We start from the raw sequence: 20335 nt of genomic DNA on the forward strand, positions 1-20335 counted from the left end.
AAGGGATGACAAGAGAAGAAACAAAAGCAGCCGTGAAGGCGTTGCTGATCTCGGATGAGGATTTTGCAGCAAGACTGGAAGATACGATCAAGCCATGGGTGGCAGAACATCTGCAAGAGGAATACTTTACCAGTTTTGATGGTACGCGCATACATACGCATTATGCCATCCATCCAAAGGAAAAGGCATCCATCGTGATCTCACATGGATTTTGTGAATTCGCAGGGAAATTTCACGAGGTCATGTATTATATGTATGAAATGGGCTATTCCGTCTTTTTCATCGAGCACCGGGGACATGGATTTTCAGACCGTGCGGACTGCATCCATGAGTGGGATCGCGTCTATGTCAAGGACTATGGGGAATATGTGCAGGACATGCATGAATTTATGGAACAGGTGGTAAAAAAGCACAGCCTGACACATAAGTATTATCTGTATGCACATTCCATGGGCGGTGCCATTGGAACCCTGTTTTTGGAAAAATACCCGGAGGTCTTTGAGAGGGCAGTATTGTCCAGCCCAATGTTACAGGTGAATTTCGGCAAAAACCCGACCTGGCTGGTCAAGGTGCTGATGGTGCTTTCCAAGATCCTGCGCTGGGACTTAAAATATGTGCCGGGCCAAAAAGGCTTTGACCATGTATATGTGTTCGCAACCAGCAGTTCGACTTCGGAACCGCGCTATGCCTATATTTTCAACCAGCGTGAGCAAGTGCCGCAATATACGAGTTATGGCGGTACCTATGCCTGGACCAGGGCATCCATCAAGGCGACCAAGCAGATCGCACGGGATGCAGGAAAGGTACAGATCCCGGTATTACTCTGTCAGGCCGGCAGGGACACCATGGTAAGAGCGGAAGGACAGGAGTATTTTGCAAAAAATAGCGGAAATACCCGGATCGTGCGTTTTCCGGACTCCAAGCATGAACTTTTTACGGCGACCTATGACATCATGTTACCGTATTACGAGGAAGTCTTTGACTTTTACGCTGAGAAGTGATATAATACCACAGATGCGTTTCGCAAGACGAGACCATGTTAGGAGGTACATTGTTCATGGAACATTCAGATTTTGATAAAGTACGCGCTTCTGTTAAGCAGCAGTGTGGCAACAAGGTCGTGATTCAGCTGGATAAGGGACGCAACAAGGTAGACATTCAGGAAGGCATTATTCAGGAAGCCTATCCAAGCGTGTTTACGATCCTGACAGATGATACCGAGGAGAAGCCTTCTCAGTTGTTATCTTTCAGTTATACGGACATCATTACAAAAGAGATTCGCATGAAGTTATGTTAATTTCATAAGAGCAGGGAACCGGGCAGATCTGTCCGGTTCTTTTTTATCAATAAGAAAATAATCATATCCGTCTGTTTTGTCTCATATCTTATATACAAATACGAAAAATGGTGGGAATGGTATGGAGTTAGAGACAAAGGTAATACATAAAAATAAAATGCCAATCGAGGTCATGTCGCAGTTGATCGCAGAGGAGGATTACAATCTGCCGGAGTATAAGCCGGACATCAAGTATGTGATCAAGAGCCATGGAAATATCGTGGTAGAGGAGGTCGTGCCGGAGGAGGAATATATCAGCGTCAAAGGCAAGATGCAGTTTGCCATTTTGTATCAGGGAGAAGGTGGGGAGAGCCTGGTAGACCAGGTAAACGGATCCATCTCTTTTACGGAGCGCCTGCATGTCGAGGGGGCTATGCGGTCGGAAAACGTGACCGTGAGAACACAGATGGAAGATCTGGGCGTGGTTGTGATCAATTCACGCAAGTTGTCTCTGCGGGGACTGGCAAATGTGACTGTCTGCATCTGCGAGGGCGTGGAACTGGAACTGCCGCTTTATTGTGAGTGTCCGGCAGAGTACCAGGTGCAAAAAGAAGAAAGACGTATCTTAAAATACGTGGAAGGACGGGGCGATCGTCTGCGCTTTAAACAGGAAGTGACCCTGCCCAAGGAAAAACCGGATATCCATATGCTTTTGTGGCAGGATGTCCGTTTGGAGCAGATGAGCATACGACAGAATAATGAGGGGGTGGAGATCGCCGGTATGTTATATCTTTTTGCCCTGTATGAGACAGGGCAGGAGGAAAAGTATGCCTGGTATGAGACCAGCCTGCCGGTCTCTGCGCAGATGGAGTGTGACATTCCGCTGACGGATGGCTTCTTTCTGGTAAAACAGGTGCGGACCCAGACCATGCTGGAACCGAGAGAGGATCTGGACGGTGAACTGCGCAATCTGGCGGCAGAGTGCAGTATGGAGGTGGAACTCTTTATCTGGCAGGAGGAGGAGATCGCCCTTTTACAGGATGCCTATTGTATGGCGAGAGAGTTACATGTGCACCGGCATGAGGAAGAACTCTGGCAGGTGGCAATGAAAAATGAGGCACTTTTCACAGCCGAGGGGCGGCAGACGATCAGCGCCGGAAAGGAAGTTCTTTATCTGTGTGATACGCAGAGCCAGGTGCATTTACAGGAAGTGCATCTGCAAGGAGGCAACATTGCAATTAAGGGAGTCTGTGAGGTGGAAGTCCTATATGCGACAGCAGGTGAGACCCAGCCTTTTGCCAATGAGCGCATGACGATCCCTTTTGCCGGAGAGATCGAAGCCGGAAATGTCCGTGAGGGAGATTATATAGATGCCGAGGCCCGGGTTTACCGCACCCAGTCTTCCATGGCTGATGCCATGGCACTGCAATGCCGGGTGGAGATCCAGGTGACCATCATGGCGTTTGAGCGCAACCGCTTGCAGATCCCGGATGATCTGGTGGAAGAACCTCTGGATTTGGAAAAATTACAGAAAGAGCCGGGCATGATCGGTTATGTCGTGCAGGAGGGGGATGATCTGTGGTCGATTGCCAAACATTTTCACACGACCAGACAGGAATTGATGGAAACCAACGATCTGACGCAGGAGACCTTGCAGAAAGGACAAAAACTGCTGGTGATGAAACATATTTATCTGATGTCTTAAGATGGTTTTCTAGTATTTTCCGGTTGCAAATGCTTGCGCTTTTTTCTATTATAATATAAGGAACACTGCGTCTGTAAAAGAAGGGAAAGAGGCGCAAGCATAAGAACAAATGAGGTGCACATGAAAAAAATTACTTTACATAAAGGGGGACGGGGAGTGCTGGCGGTATGTCTGGCAGGATCCATGCTTTTCACACGTCCAATGCAGGTGAGCGCTGTCCGCAGTATCTCCGAGATCGAGGAAGAGCAAAGCAGTATCCAGTCAGAATTGAACGGACTGGATGCAGACATGGTTTCCCTGGTTACAGACATGACCGATCTGGAATCCCAGATCACCAGCAAAACACAGGAGATCGCAGATGCCGAGGCTACCCTTGCCGAGGCGCAGGCAGCCGTAGATCAGCAATATGCTTCCATGAAAGTCCGTATCCAGTATATGTACGAGAACAGTGACGAAAATATCATGACGGTTCTTCTGGAGTCCGGCAGTATTTCGGACTTTTTGAACCGTCTGGAAAATATCAATGCGGTCTATACCTATGACCGTACGGTCCTTGGAAACTATCAGGCGGCAAAGGATGAGGTGGAAGATCTTAAGGCTTCTCTGGAGGAAGAAAAGGCTTCCTTAGAGGCAAATAAGACACAACTTGCCAACCAGCAGGCACAGCTAAATGCCATGATCTCAGAGAAGCAGGGAGAGATGGCAGACATCAAGTCAGAACTTGCCGATGCCAAGGCTCTGGCAGCCAGACAGGCAGAACTGGAACGCCAGCGTCAGTTGGCGGCACTGACCAACAATACCAACAGCTCCAATAATGGAGGCAGTGGAAATACGGGAGGCAATACAGGGGGCAGCACCAACAGCGGCGGCAATCTGAATCCGTCAAATACAACGGGTGTCAGCGGAAGCGCCGTGGTAGCCTTTGCCAATCAGTATGTCGGTTATCCTTATGTATGGGGCGGAACAGACCCGAATACAGGGGCAGACTGTAGTGGATTTGTATATTATGTTCTCAAAAATTTCGGTATCAATTACGGACGTCTGACCTCTTACGGATGGCGTAGTGTCGGACAAGAAGTCAGTGTCAACAATATGCAGCCGGGAGACATTGTATGTTATGCAGGACATGTGGCGATCTATGCCGGCGGCGGTCGTATCGTTGAGGCACAGAGTACCTCTGCCGGTATCACCAATAACCGGTCTGTCTATTGCCATAATATCATTACCGTTCGACGTGTGTTATAATACAAAGGCAGGATATGGGGAGAAAGGCGCATAAGATGAAACGGATGGCGAGAAATATTATCATTGCGATCATCATAGTGACTGTCATCTGCGGTCTGGTATATTCCTGGCAGAGCCGTCAGCAGTTGGACTATCGGGATTGTCTGGAAGAAACGGCATTTACGGTAGACGGTCAGGCGGTGCAGATGAAATGGCTGGGATTTTATGTTGTCTATGAGGAGCGCGAGGTAGAAAAGCAGGCGCAGATCTATCATGCCGACAATACAGCCGATTACTGGAATCTCCATGTGGATGGTCATTTTATCCGGCAGGATGCCAAGGACACGATCATGCAGATGGCGATCCATGATTATATTTATTATCAGAAGGCACAGGCAGAAGGGATGACGCTGGATGCCTCCGAACAACGCAGTCTGGAGAATACGATCTCGGATTTCTGGATGGATCTTTTAGATGATCAGGTGGACAACCTTCCGGTGACAGATGAGTATATCGTCGAGACTATGCAAAGGATTGCGCTGGCAGAAAAATATCAGGCAGCCCTGGCTGCAAAAAAAGACAGGTCATACACCTCTTATTCCTGGAATGGCGGCTACTATAAGAAATGGCTGGCAAAACAGGATGTAGAGATCAATGATAAGATATGGGACCGTGTGTCGGTTGGGAATATCACCTTAAAACACGACAAAGTAAATTATGTAAACGGTCAGGATGAAAAGGATAGTGATGAAAATGAAAATCGGAAGAAATGATCCATGCTGGTGTGGAAGCGGAAGAAAGTACAAACAGTGTCATGAGGCGTTCGATCATAAGATCGCGTCCTTTGAGAGAGCGGGACATATCGTGCCACCGCATGAGATCATCAAGACACCGGAGCAGATCGCGGGGATCAAGGAGAGTGCCAAGATCAATATTGCCTGCTTGGATGAGGTGGCAGAACAGATCCATGCCGGTATGAGTACACAGGAAATCGATGATATTGTCTATCGCGTGACGACAGAGATGGGAGGCATCCCGGCACCTTTGAACTATGAAGGATTTCCAAAGAGTGTCTGCACATCCATCAATGATCAGGTATGCCATGGCATTCCGTCGGAGGATGTGATCTTACAGGATGGGGATATCATCAATGTAGATTGTTCTACTATTTTGAACGGCTATTTTTCAGATTCTTCCCGTATGTTTATGATCGGCGATGTCAGCCCGGAGAAACGCAAACTGGTCGAGGTTACAAAGGAGTGTGTGGAACTGGGGCTAAAAGAGATCAAACCATGGTCATTCATGGGAGATGTCGGAGCCGTTGTTTGTCAGCATGCAGCAGAAAACGGTTATACCGTTGTGCGTGAGATCGGTGGACATGGTTGTGGTCTGGAATTCCATGAGGAACCATGGATTGGCTATCATACCAAGCCGGGAACGGAAATGCTGATCGTACCGGGTATGACCTTTACCATTGAGCCTATGGTCAATGCCGGAACAGAGCGTATTTATACGGATCAGGAGAACGGCTGGGAAGTCTACACTTTAGACGGAGAGCCGTCTGCACAATGGGAATATCAGGTTGCTGTGACAGAAGACGGCGTGGAGGTGCTTTCTTACTAGATGAACAAGCGTATTTTGTTTGTGCATACCAGAGAACTCTGTTATTATTCCGGGTCTTACTTTTTGCAGCAGATGCAGAAAGAGGTCGCAAAACTCGGCATAGAAAGCCAATATTTTAGCCTGGGACAGGATCCTTCCTCTTTGGAGGGGATTCTGGGCAGGCATTATGATGGGGTAGTGGATATCAATTCCAAACTACCCTATTTTGTATTGGAGGATGACCGGCGTTTTTTGGACGTTCTGGGTGCACCTTTTTATAATTATATTGTGGATCATCCCCTCTATCATCATCCAGGGCTGATTTTTCCTTTGAAAGATTATCATGCCATTGCCATTGATCATTGCCACAAGTCTTACATGGAAAAGTATTATCCGCATTTGCAACAGGTGGCTTTTTTGCCGATCGGGGCGACGCAGAGCAGACATGCAGATGTCATCCCTTACGACAAACGGCAGATTCCCCTTTTATTTCTGGGAACTTATGAATCGAAAGATGGCATGCTGGAAAAGTTCAGGGCTTTGTGCAGGAAGACCTTTGCAGACCCAAAGATCCGGCAGGAATTTTATGATCTTGGCATGGCGCTTTTGGAAGTCATGCTGGCGGGCAAGGAATCGGCAAATGGAGAGCGGGTAGAGATACCAATGGAAGAAGCCCTGGCGGGCATTGTGGATCAGGAAAAATTGCAGGCAGGGGCTTATGGCACCAGGGATTTTGCGGTTCTTATGAATTATCTTTACCTGATCGATAAATATGTGCGCAATGCCAGAAGACACAAGGTACTTTCTTATGTGGCAGACCTGAAAGTGCCGCTGACTCTTGTCGGGGAGGGCTGGGAAAAAGTGCCGCTGGCAGGGCAGGCACAGGTAAGGCTTCTAGGGGCGAAGCGGATCGAGGAGACCTATGATCTGCTGGCAGATGCCAGACAGGTGCTGGATGTCAATCCACTTTTTGCCGACGGCGTGCACGATCGTGTGACCTCTGCCATGATAAACGGCTGTCTGTGCTGCAGCGACATGTCCGTGACTGCGGATCCCGCCATGGGGGACGGCAGACATTTCTGTCATTACAGTAACTGGAATCTGGATCCGCTGGGTTATGCCCTGACCGGAATGCCACTGGGGCAGCAGGAAGAAATGGCTGGGCGGGCAAAGACCTATGCCGTAGACCATTATTCTTGGCAGGCACATGCAAAGAAACTCTTAGACCTGATGCAGATCAGACCATAAAGGAAAACATACAAAAGGCGGGCAACCATACATCTGTGATGGGCACCCGCCTTTAGTAATGTTCTGTTGTCGTATTGTCCAATGGACGATACCTCTCTTTCTTTTCAATTATCTATTGCACTCGTTAATATGTATCTCCTATCTAACAAGCCCTGTAATTGCATATGCTTCTCAATTTCTAATAATTTTATTAAGGACTAAGACTGTCCGCGCCTGAAAGTGCTACTACCTTGTTAAATAAGATTCTGATCTATACCAATCAGAGTGGTTAAGATAAGGATGAAAATTCTGGTGGTCTGTACCTCCTTTGCTTAAATTTTATCGCTGATACGAGAAACGTTTTATTCGTTGTGCTCGTTCTTTGTTTGTGACTATATAATATCTCATAATTATCATATTGTCAATAATAAATTAGAAAATATTAAAATAAATATTAAGATGTCGCAATATTCAGAAAACTACGAGTGAACCATAAGAAGGGGATTGCATATGATAGATTACGGAGGTGGCATATGGAGCAAAAGAAGATTGTGGCAGAAGAAAAGGTCATCGACAAAAGTACAGGAGTAGGTATCCTGATCGTGGACCAAAGGCAGGTCTACATGGCAAAATTACTGGAAGAAAGAGGCTATCGTCTGATCACATGGGATCTGCGCGAAGGTCAGATGCCGCGGGGCAAAGATCCTATCTGGTGCGCGGGAGTCCTGATCCTGCCGGTCCCGGTCAGTCGTGTGCAGGATTTGTCACGTCTGGAACAATGCCTGATCATGCACAGATACGACATCAAAATGTGTATTGGCGGGGCATTTCCGCAGGAGTTGAAAGAACTTCTGGATCAATATGAGATCCCATGGATGGATGTTCTGACGGATTCTGGGGTGGCGATGAAGAATGCGATCGCTACGGCGGAAGGATGCATTGCTGAACTCAGCCGTCTCATGCCGGTCAATATTGAAGATGCCAACATTATTGTCATGGGCTTTGGAAATTGCGGCAAACCGATCGCGGAGAAACTTTATTGCATGGGGGCGCATGTTTCTGTGGTGGCACGGAGTGAAAAAGCCTTATCCATGGCGCATTACTTTGGCTTTATGGATTATCCCATGGATGCAGCCATTCCATACACAGAGGCAGATGCCATCATCAATACGATCCCGGCGCTTGTTATCACAAAAAAGGAGATCGATCTTTTACATGAGGATGCGGTCGTGTTAGACATTGCATCAGCGCCGGGAGGATGTGACAGTGCCTATTGCAAGGAAAAGCATGTGCCTTACAAACTGGCATTGGGACTGCCGGGACTGTATTGCCCTAAGACCAGCGCCATGATACTGTTAGAAGCCATGCCTTTTGGCTATAAGCCGAACCGGGAGAAATGGAAGTCATAAATGAGAGGAAGAGAAATGGATTTTTCAAAATACACCATTGGATTTGGTATTACAGGTTCTTTTTGTACGCATGAGAAGATCAAAAAAGAAATACAGAGGCTGGTGGATCTGGGGGCGACGGTCATTCCTGTCTTTTCCTATCAGACACAGTCCTTGGATACCCGTTTCGGAAAGGCGGCTGATTTTATGCAGGAGGTCGCCGAGATGACCGGAAACAAGGGGCTGCGTACCATTACGGAGGCAGAACCCATCGGACCCAAAGGACTTTTGGATGTCATGGTCATTGCGCCATGCACGGGAAATTCCTTGGCAAAACTGGAGGCGGGGATCACGGATACGCCGGTGCTCATGGCGGCAAAGGCGCATTTGCGGAACGACCGTCCGCTTGTCATTTCCATCTCGACAAATGATGCCTTGGGGATGAACTTTAAAAATATCGGAAAACTCATGTACATGAAAAATATATATTTTGTGCCTTTCGGACAGGATGATTATGCCAAGAAGCCGTCCTCCATGGTGGCAAAGACCAAATGGCTGCCGGAGACGATCGAGGAGGCACTGCGGGGAAGGCAGATCCAGCCGGTACTGCGATGAAAAAATCCCATCAGGAAAGATTGACCTGATGGGATTTGTCTGTTTTAAAATTATGAAGGTAATTGATAGGAAACCTGATATTCCCGCAGCCAGAAGTCAATCTGCAGATAGTAGGCGAGCAGTTGCGGTCCTGCCATAAGTTGACCGAACCAAGGCTTGCCGTAATCTTTTGGCGCATTGCAGAAGGCCAGGACCTTATCCGGGTCAATGAAATCCAGGATCGGATGATTGCCCTGTGCGATCAGTTTTTTCATTTCCTTACACAGCATCTGTTCATATTCCGGGTGATAATTCTTAGGATATGGACTCTTTTTCCGCTCGGCGACCTCCTTCGGCAAAAGTGGGGCGGCGATCTGACGCAAGAGGTGCTTGACCTCGCCGTCCTTTGCCTTCATTTCCCACGGCACATTGTAGAGATATTCTGCCAGACGGATGTCTGCAAATGGGCAGATGGCTTCCATGCCCGCCAGCGCAGCAACACGATCCATGCGGTCTAGGAGCGTCTGCATGAAATATTGTGTCGTCAGGGCAAAGAGACGGCGGTGGCGGCGGTTCTCCGGCGTATCATCCGGCAGGTAAGAGACCTGGGAACAGGAGGCGTCATAGACCTGGGCAACGTATTCCTCCATGCCCAGATGCTCTAAGAAGTGGTCGCGCAAAAGCATCTGTCTTGGCTGCAGATCCATGGTCCAGGGAAATGTGTTAGCAGACCGCATGGGCTCCTTATGGTACCAAGGGTAGCCACAGAAGATCTCATCCGCGCATTCCCCGGTGAAAGCCACTTTGGAGCGCGGGGCGATCTGCTTGCAGAAATAGAGCAGGGAAGAAGAAATATCAGCCATGCAGGGACCATCGTGCGCCAATACTGACTGTCCCAGAAGGGATGCCTGCACCTTGGCGTTACATTCTAAAAAGGTGTGGTTGGTATGGAAGTGCTCTGCCATGGCAATGACATAAGGACGATCCAGACTTGGCTGGAAGTCATTGGCAGAAAAATATTTGCTGCTGTCCGTAAAGTCAAAGGAATAGGTGGTCAGTGGCACGCCGCTGTTCATATTTTCTCGATTGGCAAGGGCGGTGACTACCGAGGAGTCCAGACCGCCGGAGAGCAGGCAGCATTGGGAAGCATCTTCGTTCCACTGACGATGCAGGGCTTCGGATAAGAGATGGGAAGCATGGTCTACGGTTTCCTCATAGGATTCCTCATGGCGGCTTGCCTGCAAATGCCAGAAGGTATTTTCGATGATCCGCCCCTGGCTGTAGATGATGGTCTTTCCGGGGCGGACTTCATGGATATCCTGATAGACGGTTGCACCCGGAAGGTGTGCAGGTCCCAGAGAAAATACCTGATGCATACCGCGCAGATCCATGCTGGCATGCACGCTCGGATGGGCAAAGATGCCCTTGATCTCGGATGCAAACAAAAAGAGATCTTTCTGCTGGTGATAAAATAAAGGTTTTACCCCCATGGGGTCTCGGAAGAGGACGACCTTGTGGAGCCGTACATCCGCGATGGCAATGGCATAGCCGCCCCGCAAGAGTGTTGCAAAGCGTTCGCCGTAAAGATGATAGAGCGTAAGCAGGATATCCGGCTGGCTCATATTTCTAGCGGAAATATTCTGACTCTCCAACTGGGATGCCAGTTCATCATAATTGTAGATGCCGTCATCGCAGACGATATGCAGATGTCCAAGCCTTCCCTTGCCCTGTGTTGGGACATTTTTCCGGCTCATTTGATTGGTGTATAGGGCATTATACATGAGCACGCCATCGCTGGTGGTCATGCGATATGCCTGATCCGGTCCACGGTGGGACAGGCTCTTTAGTATCTTCTCAGCGGTCTGTTCCAGTGCGCCCAGACGCTGCCCCTGCCTGAATTCAGGCGAAAAAAATCCGGCAATACTACTCATAGTTCCTCCAATAAAAAATTACTGGAATAATATATGAGAGATTGCCGGAAAAAATGCAGGATTATGCCTGCTGTGATGCAGCGTAGGCTTCTGTTACGGCTTTGGCTAACTGATCGCCGCAGGAAGTGCCGCGCCCATTGCAGGAAATTCCGCTGATGCGTCGTACGACTTCGTCAACGGTCATGCCCTCTACCAATTTTGGAATGGCTTGCAGATTGCCGTTGCAGCCGCCGGTAAATTTGACATCTTTTACAATGTCGCCATCTAATGTGACTTCGATCTGAGAAGAGCAGGTGCCCTTGGTCTTATATAAGTAACTCATATGATCTTCCTCTCTTTCTTAATACATGTATCTGATTATACGGCCGACGAATGAGATTGGCAAGATGTAAAAATCAAGGCTTTTTATTGTTTCCATAGAAAAAGAGTGTTACAATAACGCCATATGGGTGCAATCCTGCCCCAAGCAAGTAATGAGTGTTTAAGGAGAAGAACATGGGACTGTTTGACAAGATATTTGGAACACATAGCGAACATGAGTTAAAGCGCATCTATCCGATTGTGGACAAGATCGAGGGGATGCGAGAGGATATGGTCGCATTGAGCGACGAGGAATTGCGTGCCAAGACAGATGAATACAAAAAGCGTCTGGCAGATGGCGAGACACTGGATGATCTTTTGCCGGAGGCTTTTGCGACCGTGCGTGAAGCAGCGCGCCGTGTGCTTGGCATGGAACATTTCCGTGTGCAGTTGATCGGTGGTGTCATCCTGCACCAGGGACGTATTGCTGAGATGAAGACAGGTGAAGGAAAGACTTTGGTTTCTACCCTGCCTGCATATCTGAATGCCTTGGAAGGAAAGGGCGTGCATATCGTCACGGTCAACGACTATCTGGCAAAGCGTGATGCGGAGTGGATGGGAAAGGTACATGAGTTTTTAGGATTGACGGTCGGCGTTGTCTTGAATGATATGTCAAGAGAAGAAAGACAGGCTGCCTACAACTGCGACATTACCTACATTACCAATAATGAACTGGGATTTGATTACCTGCGTGACAATATGGTAGTCCGCGAGAACCAACTGGTACAGCGCGGTCTGCATTATGCCATCATCGATGAGGTCGATTCCGTATTGATTGATGAAGCGCGAACACCGCTTATCATTTCCGGACAGAGCAACAAGTCCACCAAGTTATATGAACTGTGCGATATGCTTGCCAAGCAGTTACAGCGTGGCGAAGACCTGCCGGAATTTTCCAAGATGGATGCCATCATGGGAATCGAGCAGGAAGAGACCGGAGACTTTATTGTCAATGAAAAGGACAAGGTTGTCAGCCTGACCCAGGAAGGAACCAAGAAGGTCGAGGAGTTCTTCCATATTGACAACTTATCTGACCCGGAAAATCTGGAATTGCAGCACAACGTCATTTTGGCACTGCGCGCCAACAACCTTATGTTCCGCGATCAGGATTATGTCGTATCCGACGATCAGGTTTTGATCGTAGACAGTTTTACCGGACGTATCATGCCGGGGCGTCGTTATTCTGATGGTCTGCATCAGGCGATCGAGGCAAAGGAACATGTGCAGGTCAAGAGAGAGAGTATGACTCTTGCCAACATTACCTTCCAGAATTTCTTTAATAAATATGATAAAAAGAGCGGTATGACCGGTACGGCGCTTACCGAGGAGCAGGAGTTCCGTGATATTTACGGCATGGACGTTGTGGAGATCCCGACCAACAAGCCGATCGCGCGTAAGGATCTGGATGATGCCGTTTATAAGACCAAGAAAGAAAAGTACCATGCAGTCGTAGAGGAAGTCAAAGAGGCTTATGCCAAGGGGCAGCCGGTACTGGTTGGTACCATTACCATTGATATTTCAGAGGAGATCAGCCGACTCCTCAGCAAAGAGGGCATTCCGCACAATGTATTGAATGCCAAGTTCCATGAAAAAGAAGCCCAGATCGTCGCAGAGGCAGGTCGTCACGGGGCAGTTACCATTGCAACCAATATGGCGGGTCGTGGTACGGATATCAAGTTGGATGATGAGGCGAAGGCAGCCGGTGGTCTGAAGATCGTCGGAACAGAGCGTCATGAATCTCGCCGTATTGACAACCAGTTGCGCGGTCGTGCCGGTCGACAGGGAGATCCGGGACAGTCTCAGTTCTTTATCTCTTTGGAAGATGATCTGATGCGTCTGTTTGGATCTGAGAAGTTGATAAATATGTTCAATTCTCTGGGTGTTCCTGAGAACGAACAGATCCAGCACAAGATGCTCAGCGATGCCATCGAAAAGGCACAAAAGAAGATCGAGAGCAACAACTTTGGTATCCGTAAGAACCTCTTGGAATACGATCAGGTCATGAACGAGCAGAGAGAACTGATCTACGCACAGCGCCGTCGTGTGCTGGAAGGCGAGAATATGAAGGATCAGATCCTTTCCATGATCGCAGATAAGGTCAGCGAGAGTGTCAATATGTGCTGCACAGATGAGGTTGCAACCGAGGATTGGGATCTTACAGAATTAAACCGTGTGATCCGTCAGATCATCCCATTACAGCCGATCACTTCTGAGACCTTAGAGGGTATTAAGAATACCAAGCAGTTGATCGAGAAACTGACGGATGAGGCAAATGCCTTATATGCAGCCAAAGAAGCGGAGTTCCCGGAGCCGGATGCCTTCCGTGAGATCGAGCGTGTCATTCTTTTGCGTGTGATCGACCGCAAGTGGATGGAAGAGATTGACGATATGGAGCAGTTGCGCCAGGGTATCGGTATGCAGGCTTTTGCCCAGCGTAATCCGATCGATGAATATAAGATGGCAAGTTATGATATGCTGGATGCCATGAATGATGCTATCCGTACCGAGACGGTACAGATGCTGTACCGCATCCGCATTGAGAAAAAGGTAGAGCGCGAGGAAGTTGCCAAGGTTACCGGTACCAATAAGGATGAATCAGCAACAAAGGCACCAAAGAAGCGGGCAAATGTCAAGGTATATCCGAATGATCCGTGTCCTTGTGGCAGTGGTCTGAAGTACAAGCAGTGCTGCGGACGCAAGGCATAGGATAGATGCAGGGCTTCCTGCAAGTCGTGAAGCCCATGAATGAAGAAAATGACGATTGGAGTCAAAAAAAGAGGAACTACATTTCCACTGTGGGGTGTAGTTCCTTTTTTGACATAAGCCAAGATATTTTGCATGCAGGTCATCCGCAAGATGCAGGAATGTTTGCATGTTTACGGAGCACTGGTCTCCTCGACGACCGGATCCGGCTTTGGCGGATAGGTGAAGCCTTCGCCCACAACAGCACTGACACGGTTGACGACCATAAAAGCGGTTGGGTCCATTTGATGCACGATACGCTCAACGCGGCTCAACTGACGGCTGGAAATAACGGACATGACAACTTCCACATCCTTGCCCAGATAGCCGGAGCGGCCTTTCATCATGGTGACACCGCGGTCAAGATCTTGTAAGATGAACTGACGGATCTCGTCGCTCTTGTCGGAAACGATCTGGACTTCCACACGGTTCTTTCCGATCAGACTGATCTTATCAATGAGAACGGAATATACGATAACCAGTACGACACCATATAAGACATTGTCACCCGGGGTCTGCAAAGCCTGTAAGGCGAGGATGATGACATCGACGATATAGACGCCGACCGAGAGTGGAATGCGCAGGTATTTGTTCATCAAAAGAGAGGGGATATCCATACCACCGGAAGATGCTCCCGCACGCAGGACAAGACCGACACCGGCGCCGATCAGGATACCGCCCATGATGGTGCATAAGAAAATATCATTGGTAACTGCATGCCCGTGCAGCGCTTGTTCCATAATTGCCATTGCCAGCGGATAGCAGAAGGTGCTGAGGATCGTTGAGAGGGCAAAGCGTTTGCCCAGAAAAATGAGCCCTACAACCAGCATGACAGCGTTGATGATAAAGACATAGACGGAAGTCGGTATGCCGGTCTGCCGGCTCAAAAACAGTCCGATACCGGAAGTGCCGCCGGTGATTAGACCGGAACCGGAAACAAACAAAACAAAGCCGGCTGCGTCTAAGATATTTCCTATCAGGATCATGAGTAATCGAAGCAATTCTTTAGATTTCCTATTCATGTTACGTCCCTTTCTATACTATATGTGATAGAATGCTATGGTTTCCCACACGTTTGCTATTATATGACAAATGGGTACAAAATAACAATAGTAGAACAAACATTCGATTTTTCCTGTACTTTTGCCAGTCTTGATGTTATATTATAGGAAGAATATGTGCAAACTAGATAGTCAGGAGTATGAAGGATATGGATCATTTTGAACTGCATTCCCAATTTGAACCGACCGGAGATCAGCCGCAGGCGATCGCAGAACTGGTCGCGGGCTTTCGTGAGGGCAACCAGTGTCAGACCCTGCTTGGTGTGACTGGCTCAGGAAAGACCTTCACCATGGCGAATGTCATACAGGAATTGAATAAACCGACACTGATCATTGCGCATAATAAGACGCTGGCAACGCAGTTATATGGAGAGTTTAAAGAATTTTTTCCCAATAATGCGGTGGAATATTTTGTCTCCTATTATGATTACTATCAGCCGGAGGCATATGTTCCTTCGACCGATACCTATATTGCCAAGGATTCCTCCATCAATGATGAGATCGACAAGTTGCGTCTGTCGGCTACGGCAGCCCTGACAGAGCGGCGCGATGTCATTATCATATCTTCGGTATCCTGCATCTATGGTATTGGTAGCCCGGATGACTACCAGAATATGATGGTTTCCCTGCGGCCGGGGGATGAGAAGGACCGGGATGAGGTGATCCGACAACTGGTAGATATGCAGTATATGCGCAACGACATGGATTTTACCCGTGGTACTTTTCGGGTGCGTGGTGATGTGCTGGAGATCATTCCGGCGGATACCTCGGATTATGCCTATCGTGTGGAATTTTTCGGGGATGAGATCGATCGTATCACGGAACTGGATGCTCTTACGATGGAAGTACGGTGTGAGATGAATCATGTCGCTATTTTTCCTGCCTCCCATTACGTCGTACCACAGGACAAGATCAACAAAGCCTGTGTCGAGATTGAGGAAGAGTTGGAGGAGCGCGTGCGCTTTTTCAAGGGAGAGGACAAATTGATCGAAGCGCAGCGTATCGCGGAGCGTACCAATTTTGATGTGGAAATGCTGCGTGAGACAGGCTTTTGTAGTGGCATTGAGAATTATTCCCGTCATCTGACCAATCAGAAGCCGGGAGAGCCGCCACAGTGCCTTTTGGACTATTTTAAGGATGATTTTCTGATCATTGTGGATGAGTCCCATATCACCCTGCCACAGGTGCGCGGTATGTATGCCGGAGACCGGGCGCGGAAGACGACCCTGGTAGATTATGGCTTCCGTCTACCGTCGGCGCTGGACAACCGCCCTCTGAATTTTTCGGAGTTTGAGTCCAAGATCGACCAGATCTTATTTGTGTCGGCAACACCGGCAGAGTATGAGGAAGAACATGAGATGTTGCGTGCGGAGCAGGTTATCCGTCCGACCGGTCTTTTGGATCCGGAGGTAGAGGTGCGTCCGATCGAGGGACAGATCGACGACCTGATCGGCGAGATCCGCAAGGAAACGGCACAGCGTAACAAGGTGCTCATTACTACGCTGACCAAGCGGATGGCGGAGGATCTGACCGATTATATGGCAGAACTCGGTATCCGTGTCAAATATATGCATTCCGACATTGATACCATGGAGCGCGCGGAGATCATACGAGATCTGCGACTGGATGTCTTTGATGTTCTGGTTGGCATCAATCTGCTCCGTGAGGGACTGGATATCCCGGAGATCACGCTTGTGGCGATCCTAGATGCGGACAAGGAAGGCTTCTTACGTTCCGAACGTTCTCTGATCCAGACCATCGGTCGTGCAGCGCGAAATGCATCCGGTCATGTTATCATGTATGCGGACAAGATCACAGACTCTATGCGGCTGGCATTGGATGAGACCGCCAGACGTAGGCAGATCCAGCAGGCATACAATGAGGAGCATGGCATCACACCGCAGACCATCCAGAAATCGGTACGTGATCTGATCAGTATTTCCAAAGAAGTTGCCAAGGAAGAGATGCAGTTTGAGCGTGATGCGGAAGAGATGGATCGCGGGGAACTGGAAAAACATATCGGTCAGATCAAGAAGAAGATGGAAAAGGCTGCGGCAGAACTTAACTTTGAGGCTGCGGCAGAATATCGTGACCGCCTGATCGAACTGAAAAATATGCTGCGGGATATGTAGCAGATAAATATTAAGATAGAGATAAGATAGAGGTTTAGAATCATGAAGGACACAAGAAAATACATCAAGATCAGAGGAGCCAATGTGCATAATCTCAAAAATATCAGTCTGGATATTCCCAGAGATTCCTTTACGGTATTGACCGGGCTCAGCGGATCGGGAAAGTCATCTTTGGCTTTTGATACCATCTTTGCAGAAGGACAGAGACGATATATGGAGTCTTTGTCTTCTTACTCCAGACAGTTTCTGGGACAGATGGAAAAGCCGGATGTGGAGAAGATCGAGGGATTGCCGCCGGCGATATCCATCGACCAGAAATCGACCAACCACAACCCGCGTTCTACGGTAGGGACGGTGACGGAGATCTATGATTATTTCCGTCTGCTCTATGCGCGTATCGGTATTCCTCACTGCCCGAAGTGTGGACGGGAGATCCGCAAGCAGACCGTTGATCAGATGGTCGATCGTATCATGGCACTGCCGGAACGTACCAAGATTCAGTTATTGGCACCGGTTGTGCGCGGGCGAAAGGGAACCCATGAAAAACTCTTTACCAAGGCAAAAAAGAGTGGCTATGTGCGTGTGATCGTGGATGGCGATTTATATGATCTGTCTGAGGATATCGTTCTGGAAAAGAATATCAAGCACAATATCCAGATCGTTGTCGACCGTCTGGTTGTCAAAGAGGGCATTGAGAAGCGTCTGACCGATTCGATCGAAAATATCCTGCACCTGACCTCGGGATTAGTCGAGGTGGATGTCATCGATGGTGAGAACTTCATGATGTCCGAAGGCTTTGCCTGCCCGGATTGCGGTATCAGTGTAGATGAGGTGGAGCCGCGTAGTTTCTCTTTCAACAATCCTTTTGGAGCCTGCCCGGAATGCTTCGGACTTGGCTTTAAGATGGAGTTTGATGAGGATCTGATGATCCCGGACAAGCGCCTGAGTTTTAATGAGGGCTGTGTCACGGTCATGGGATGGCAGTCGGCATCCGACAAAAAGAGTTTCACGCATGCGATCCTGGTTGCACTGGCAAAGGAATACGGATTTTCTTTGGATACGCCTTACAAGGACCTGCCGGAGGAGATACGCCATCAGTTCATCTATGGATTTGACCGTACTGTGCCGGTGCATTATAAGGGGCAGCGCGGTGAAGGCGTTTATGATATCTGTTTTGAGGGATTGATCGCCAATGTGAACCGCCGCTATCGTGAGACGCATTCGGAGACCATGAAAAAGGAATATGAGGAATTCATGTATATCTGTAAGTGCCCGCTGTGTAAGGGACAACGTCTGAAAAAGTCCTCTCTGGCGGTCACTGTAGCAGATAAGAATATCTTTGAAATGACGGAACTGCCGATCCGCGACCTGCAGGTATTTTTGCAGGACATGCAGTTGAGTGATCAGCAGGAAAAGATCGGGCACCAGATCTTAAAGGAGATTCGGGGACGCGTTGGTTTTTTGGTGGACGTAGGTCTGGATTACCTGTCCTTGTCCAGAGCGACCGGGACACTTTCCGGAGGAGAGGCACAGCGTATCCGTCTGGCGACCCAGATCGGTTCCGGTCTGGTAGGTGTTGCCTATATTTTGGACGAACCGAGTATCGGTCTGCATCAAAAGGATAATGACAAACTTCTGGCATCTTTGAAAGGTCTGCGTGATTTGGGCAATACCCTGATCGTGGTCGAACATGACGAGGATACCATGCTGGCGGCAGACTGTCTGGTGGATATCGGACCGGGGGCAGGCAAGCATGGCGGCGAGGTCGTAGCGATCGGTACGCCGGAGGAAGTCATGGCAAATCCGAATTCAATCACCGGGGCATATCTGAGCGGCAAAAAGACAATTCCGGTGCCAAAGGAGAGGCGGCAGCCGACAGGATATCTGACCATCCGTGGGGCAAAAGAGAACAACCTCAAGAATATTGATGTGCAGATACCGCTTGGCGTGATGACCTGTATTACCGGTGTGTCCGGTTCGGGAAAGAGTTCGCTGACCAATGAGATCCTATATAAGCGTCTGGCAAAAGAACTAAACCGTGCCCATAAGGTGCCGGGCAAGCATGATGATATCGAGGGGATCGACCAGTTGGATAAGATCATTGATATTGACCAGTCGCCGATCGGGCGTACCCCACGATCCAATCCGGCAACTTATACCGGTGTGTTTGATATGATCCGTGATCTTTTTGCGGCGACAGCAGATGCCAAGGCACGCGGTTACAGCAAGGGACGTTTCAGTTTTAATGTCAAGGGCGGACGCTGTGAGGCATGTTCCGGAGACGGTATCATCAAGATTGAAATGCATTTCCTGCCGGATGTCTATGTGCCGTGCGAGGTATGCGGTGGCAAGCGCTACAATCGCGAAACCCTGGAGGTCAAGTACAAGGGCAAGTCTATCTATGATGTTTTGGATATGACGGTGGAAGAAGCCTTACATTTCTTTGAACATGTGCCATCTATCCATCGTAAGATCCAGACCCTTTATGATGTAGGTTTATCCTATGTAAAATTGGGACAGCCGTCTACGACACTTTCCGGCGGAGAGGCGCAGCGTATCAAACTGGCGACCGAACTCAGCCGCAGGAGTACAGGACGTACCATCTATGTATTAGATGAGCCGACCACGGGGCTCCATTTTGATGATGTAAATAAACTCGTTACCATTCTGCGGAAATTATCCGAGGGTGGCAATACGGTGGTCGTGATCGAGCACAATCTGGATGTGATCAAGACGGCAGATTATATTATTGATATGGGACCGGATGGCGGAGACCGCGGAGGCAGGGTCGTAGCCTGCGGCACACCTGAGGAGGTGGCACAGCATCCGACTTCATATACAGGACAATATGTAAAACGTTATCTGGAAGCAGATAAGAAGCGCTTATAAGGGCAAAACAAGGGCAATCCCTAAGAAATACTCCGGGATTGCCCATGTTCTTTCTGCAAGATGCAATAAAAAAGGAACCGCAAAAGCGATTCCGTTATTTTTGGGGAGTGCTCCGGAAGCAAAGCCTCCGGAGCTGAGTTATGAAAAATATATTAGCACTATTTGCTAGTACGATTATTATAATATCCAAGAAATGTGTCCATT

Annotated in this window: 15 protein-coding genes; 12 read left to right on the top strand and 3 right to left on the bottom strand. The window is 48.6% G+C overall.

What is annotated here, in order from left to right; all coding sequences use genetic code 11:
* The first annotated feature begins 5 nt into the window (after positions 1 to 5).
* The 9 genes from H8R94_RS08380 to H8R94_RS08420 all read left to right on the top strand — a co-directional run bounded on the left by H8R94_RS08380 (position 6) and on the right by H8R94_RS08420 (position 9037).
* A complete protein-coding gene (locus H8R94_RS08380) occupies positions 6 to 1001 on the top strand; it encodes an alpha/beta fold hydrolase (RefSeq protein ID WP_118281522.1) in 996 nt (331 codons plus the stop codon).
* A 56-nt stretch (positions 1002 to 1057) separates the two neighbouring features.
* Complete coding sequence (locus H8R94_RS08385; RefSeq protein WP_118281523.1) at positions 1058 to 1297, top strand: Veg family protein; 240 nt, start codon at positions 1058 to 1060, stop codon at positions 1295 to 1297.
* 121 nt (positions 1298 to 1418) lie between these two features.
* Complete coding sequence (locus H8R94_RS08390; RefSeq protein WP_186854391.1) at positions 1419 to 2981, top strand: DUF3794 and LysM peptidoglycan-binding domain-containing protein; 1563 nt, start codon at positions 1419 to 1421, stop codon at positions 2979 to 2981.
* A 120-nt stretch (positions 2982 to 3101) separates the two neighbouring features.
* Positions 3102 to 4226: a C40 family peptidase gene (locus tag H8R94_RS08395; protein WP_186854392.1), complete on the top strand. Its 1125-nt coding sequence runs from the start codon at positions 3102 to 3104 to the stop codon at positions 4224 to 4226.
* 44 nt (positions 4227 to 4270) lie between these two features.
* Entirely contained in the window at positions 4271 to 4978 is a 708-nt protein-coding gene (locus H8R94_RS08400) for a hypothetical protein (RefSeq protein WP_186854393.1), read from the top strand.
* On the top strand, positions 4953 to 5828 hold the full coding sequence (locus H8R94_RS08405; protein WP_118281527.1) for a methionyl aminopeptidase: 876 nt from the start codon (positions 4953 to 4955) through the stop codon (positions 5826 to 5828). The genes H8R94_RS08400 and H8R94_RS08405 overlap by 26 nt, the downstream gene beginning before the upstream one ends.
* Positions 5829 to 7055 carry a hypothetical protein gene (locus H8R94_RS08410; protein ID WP_186854394.1) on the top strand — a complete coding sequence of 409 codons (1227 nt, stop codon included), beginning with the start codon at positions 5829 to 5831 and terminating at the stop codon, positions 7053 to 7055.
* A 512-nt stretch (positions 7056 to 7567) separates the two neighbouring features.
* Positions 7568 to 8443 carry a dipicolinate synthase gene (locus H8R94_RS08415; protein WP_186854395.1) on the top strand — a complete coding sequence of 292 codons (876 nt, stop codon included), beginning with the start codon at positions 7568 to 7570 and terminating at the stop codon, positions 8441 to 8443.
* 15 nt (positions 8444 to 8458) lie between these two features.
* Complete coding sequence (locus tag H8R94_RS08420; RefSeq protein ID WP_186854396.1) at positions 8459 to 9037, top strand: dipicolinate synthase subunit B; 579 nt, start codon at positions 8459 to 8461, stop codon at positions 9035 to 9037.
* A 50-nt stretch (positions 9038 to 9087) separates the two neighbouring features.
* On the opposite strand, the gene asnB is transcribed toward H8R94_RS08420, so the two are convergent.
* The gene (gene asnB / locus H8R94_RS08425; RefSeq protein WP_186854397.1) at positions 9088 to 10947 is read right to left on the bottom strand and encodes an asparagine synthase (glutamine-hydrolyzing); all 1860 of its coding nucleotides are present in this window, start codon (positions 10945 to 10947) and stop codon (positions 9088 to 9090) included.
* 61 nt (positions 10948 to 11008) lie between these two features.
* A complete protein-coding gene (locus H8R94_RS08430; RefSeq protein WP_118281531.1) occupies positions 11009 to 11269 on the bottom strand; it encodes a TIGR03905 family TSCPD domain-containing protein in 261 nt (86 codons plus the stop codon).
* 173 nt (positions 11270 to 11442) lie between these two features.
* Between H8R94_RS08430 and secA the strand changes: the two genes are divergently transcribed.
* Positions 11443 to 14013, top strand: a complete 2571-nt coding sequence (gene secA, locus H8R94_RS08435; RefSeq protein WP_178010606.1) for a preprotein translocase subunit SecA — start codon at positions 11443 to 11445, stop codon at positions 14011 to 14013.
* 170 nt (positions 14014 to 14183) lie between these two features.
* Here secA and H8R94_RS08440 read toward each other — a convergent pair whose 3' ends face one another.
* A complete protein-coding gene (locus H8R94_RS08440) occupies positions 14184 to 15071 on the bottom strand; it encodes a YitT family protein (protein ID WP_118281533.1) in 888 nt (295 codons plus the stop codon).
* Positions 15072 to 15259: 188 nt separating this feature from the next.
* Here H8R94_RS08440 and uvrB point away from each other — a divergent pair, with 188 nt between their 5' ends.
* Positions 15260 to 17242 carry an excinuclease ABC subunit UvrB gene (gene uvrB / locus H8R94_RS08445; RefSeq protein ID WP_118281875.1) on the top strand — a complete coding sequence of 661 codons (1983 nt, stop codon included), beginning with the start codon at positions 15260 to 15262 and terminating at the stop codon, positions 17240 to 17242.
* 42 nt (positions 17243 to 17284) lie between these two features.
* The gene (uvrA, locus tag H8R94_RS08450) at positions 17285 to 20131 is read left to right on the top strand and encodes an excinuclease ABC subunit UvrA (protein ID WP_118281534.1); all 2847 of its coding nucleotides are present in this window, start codon (positions 17285 to 17287) and stop codon (positions 20129 to 20131) included.
* The last annotated feature ends 204 nt before the right edge of the window (positions 20132 to 20335 follow it).

It is taken from the genome of Roseburia lenta (assembly GCF_014287435.1).
GTDB classification, from domain to species: Bacteria; Bacillota; Clostridia; order Lachnospirales; family Lachnospiraceae; genus Pararoseburia; species Pararoseburia lenta.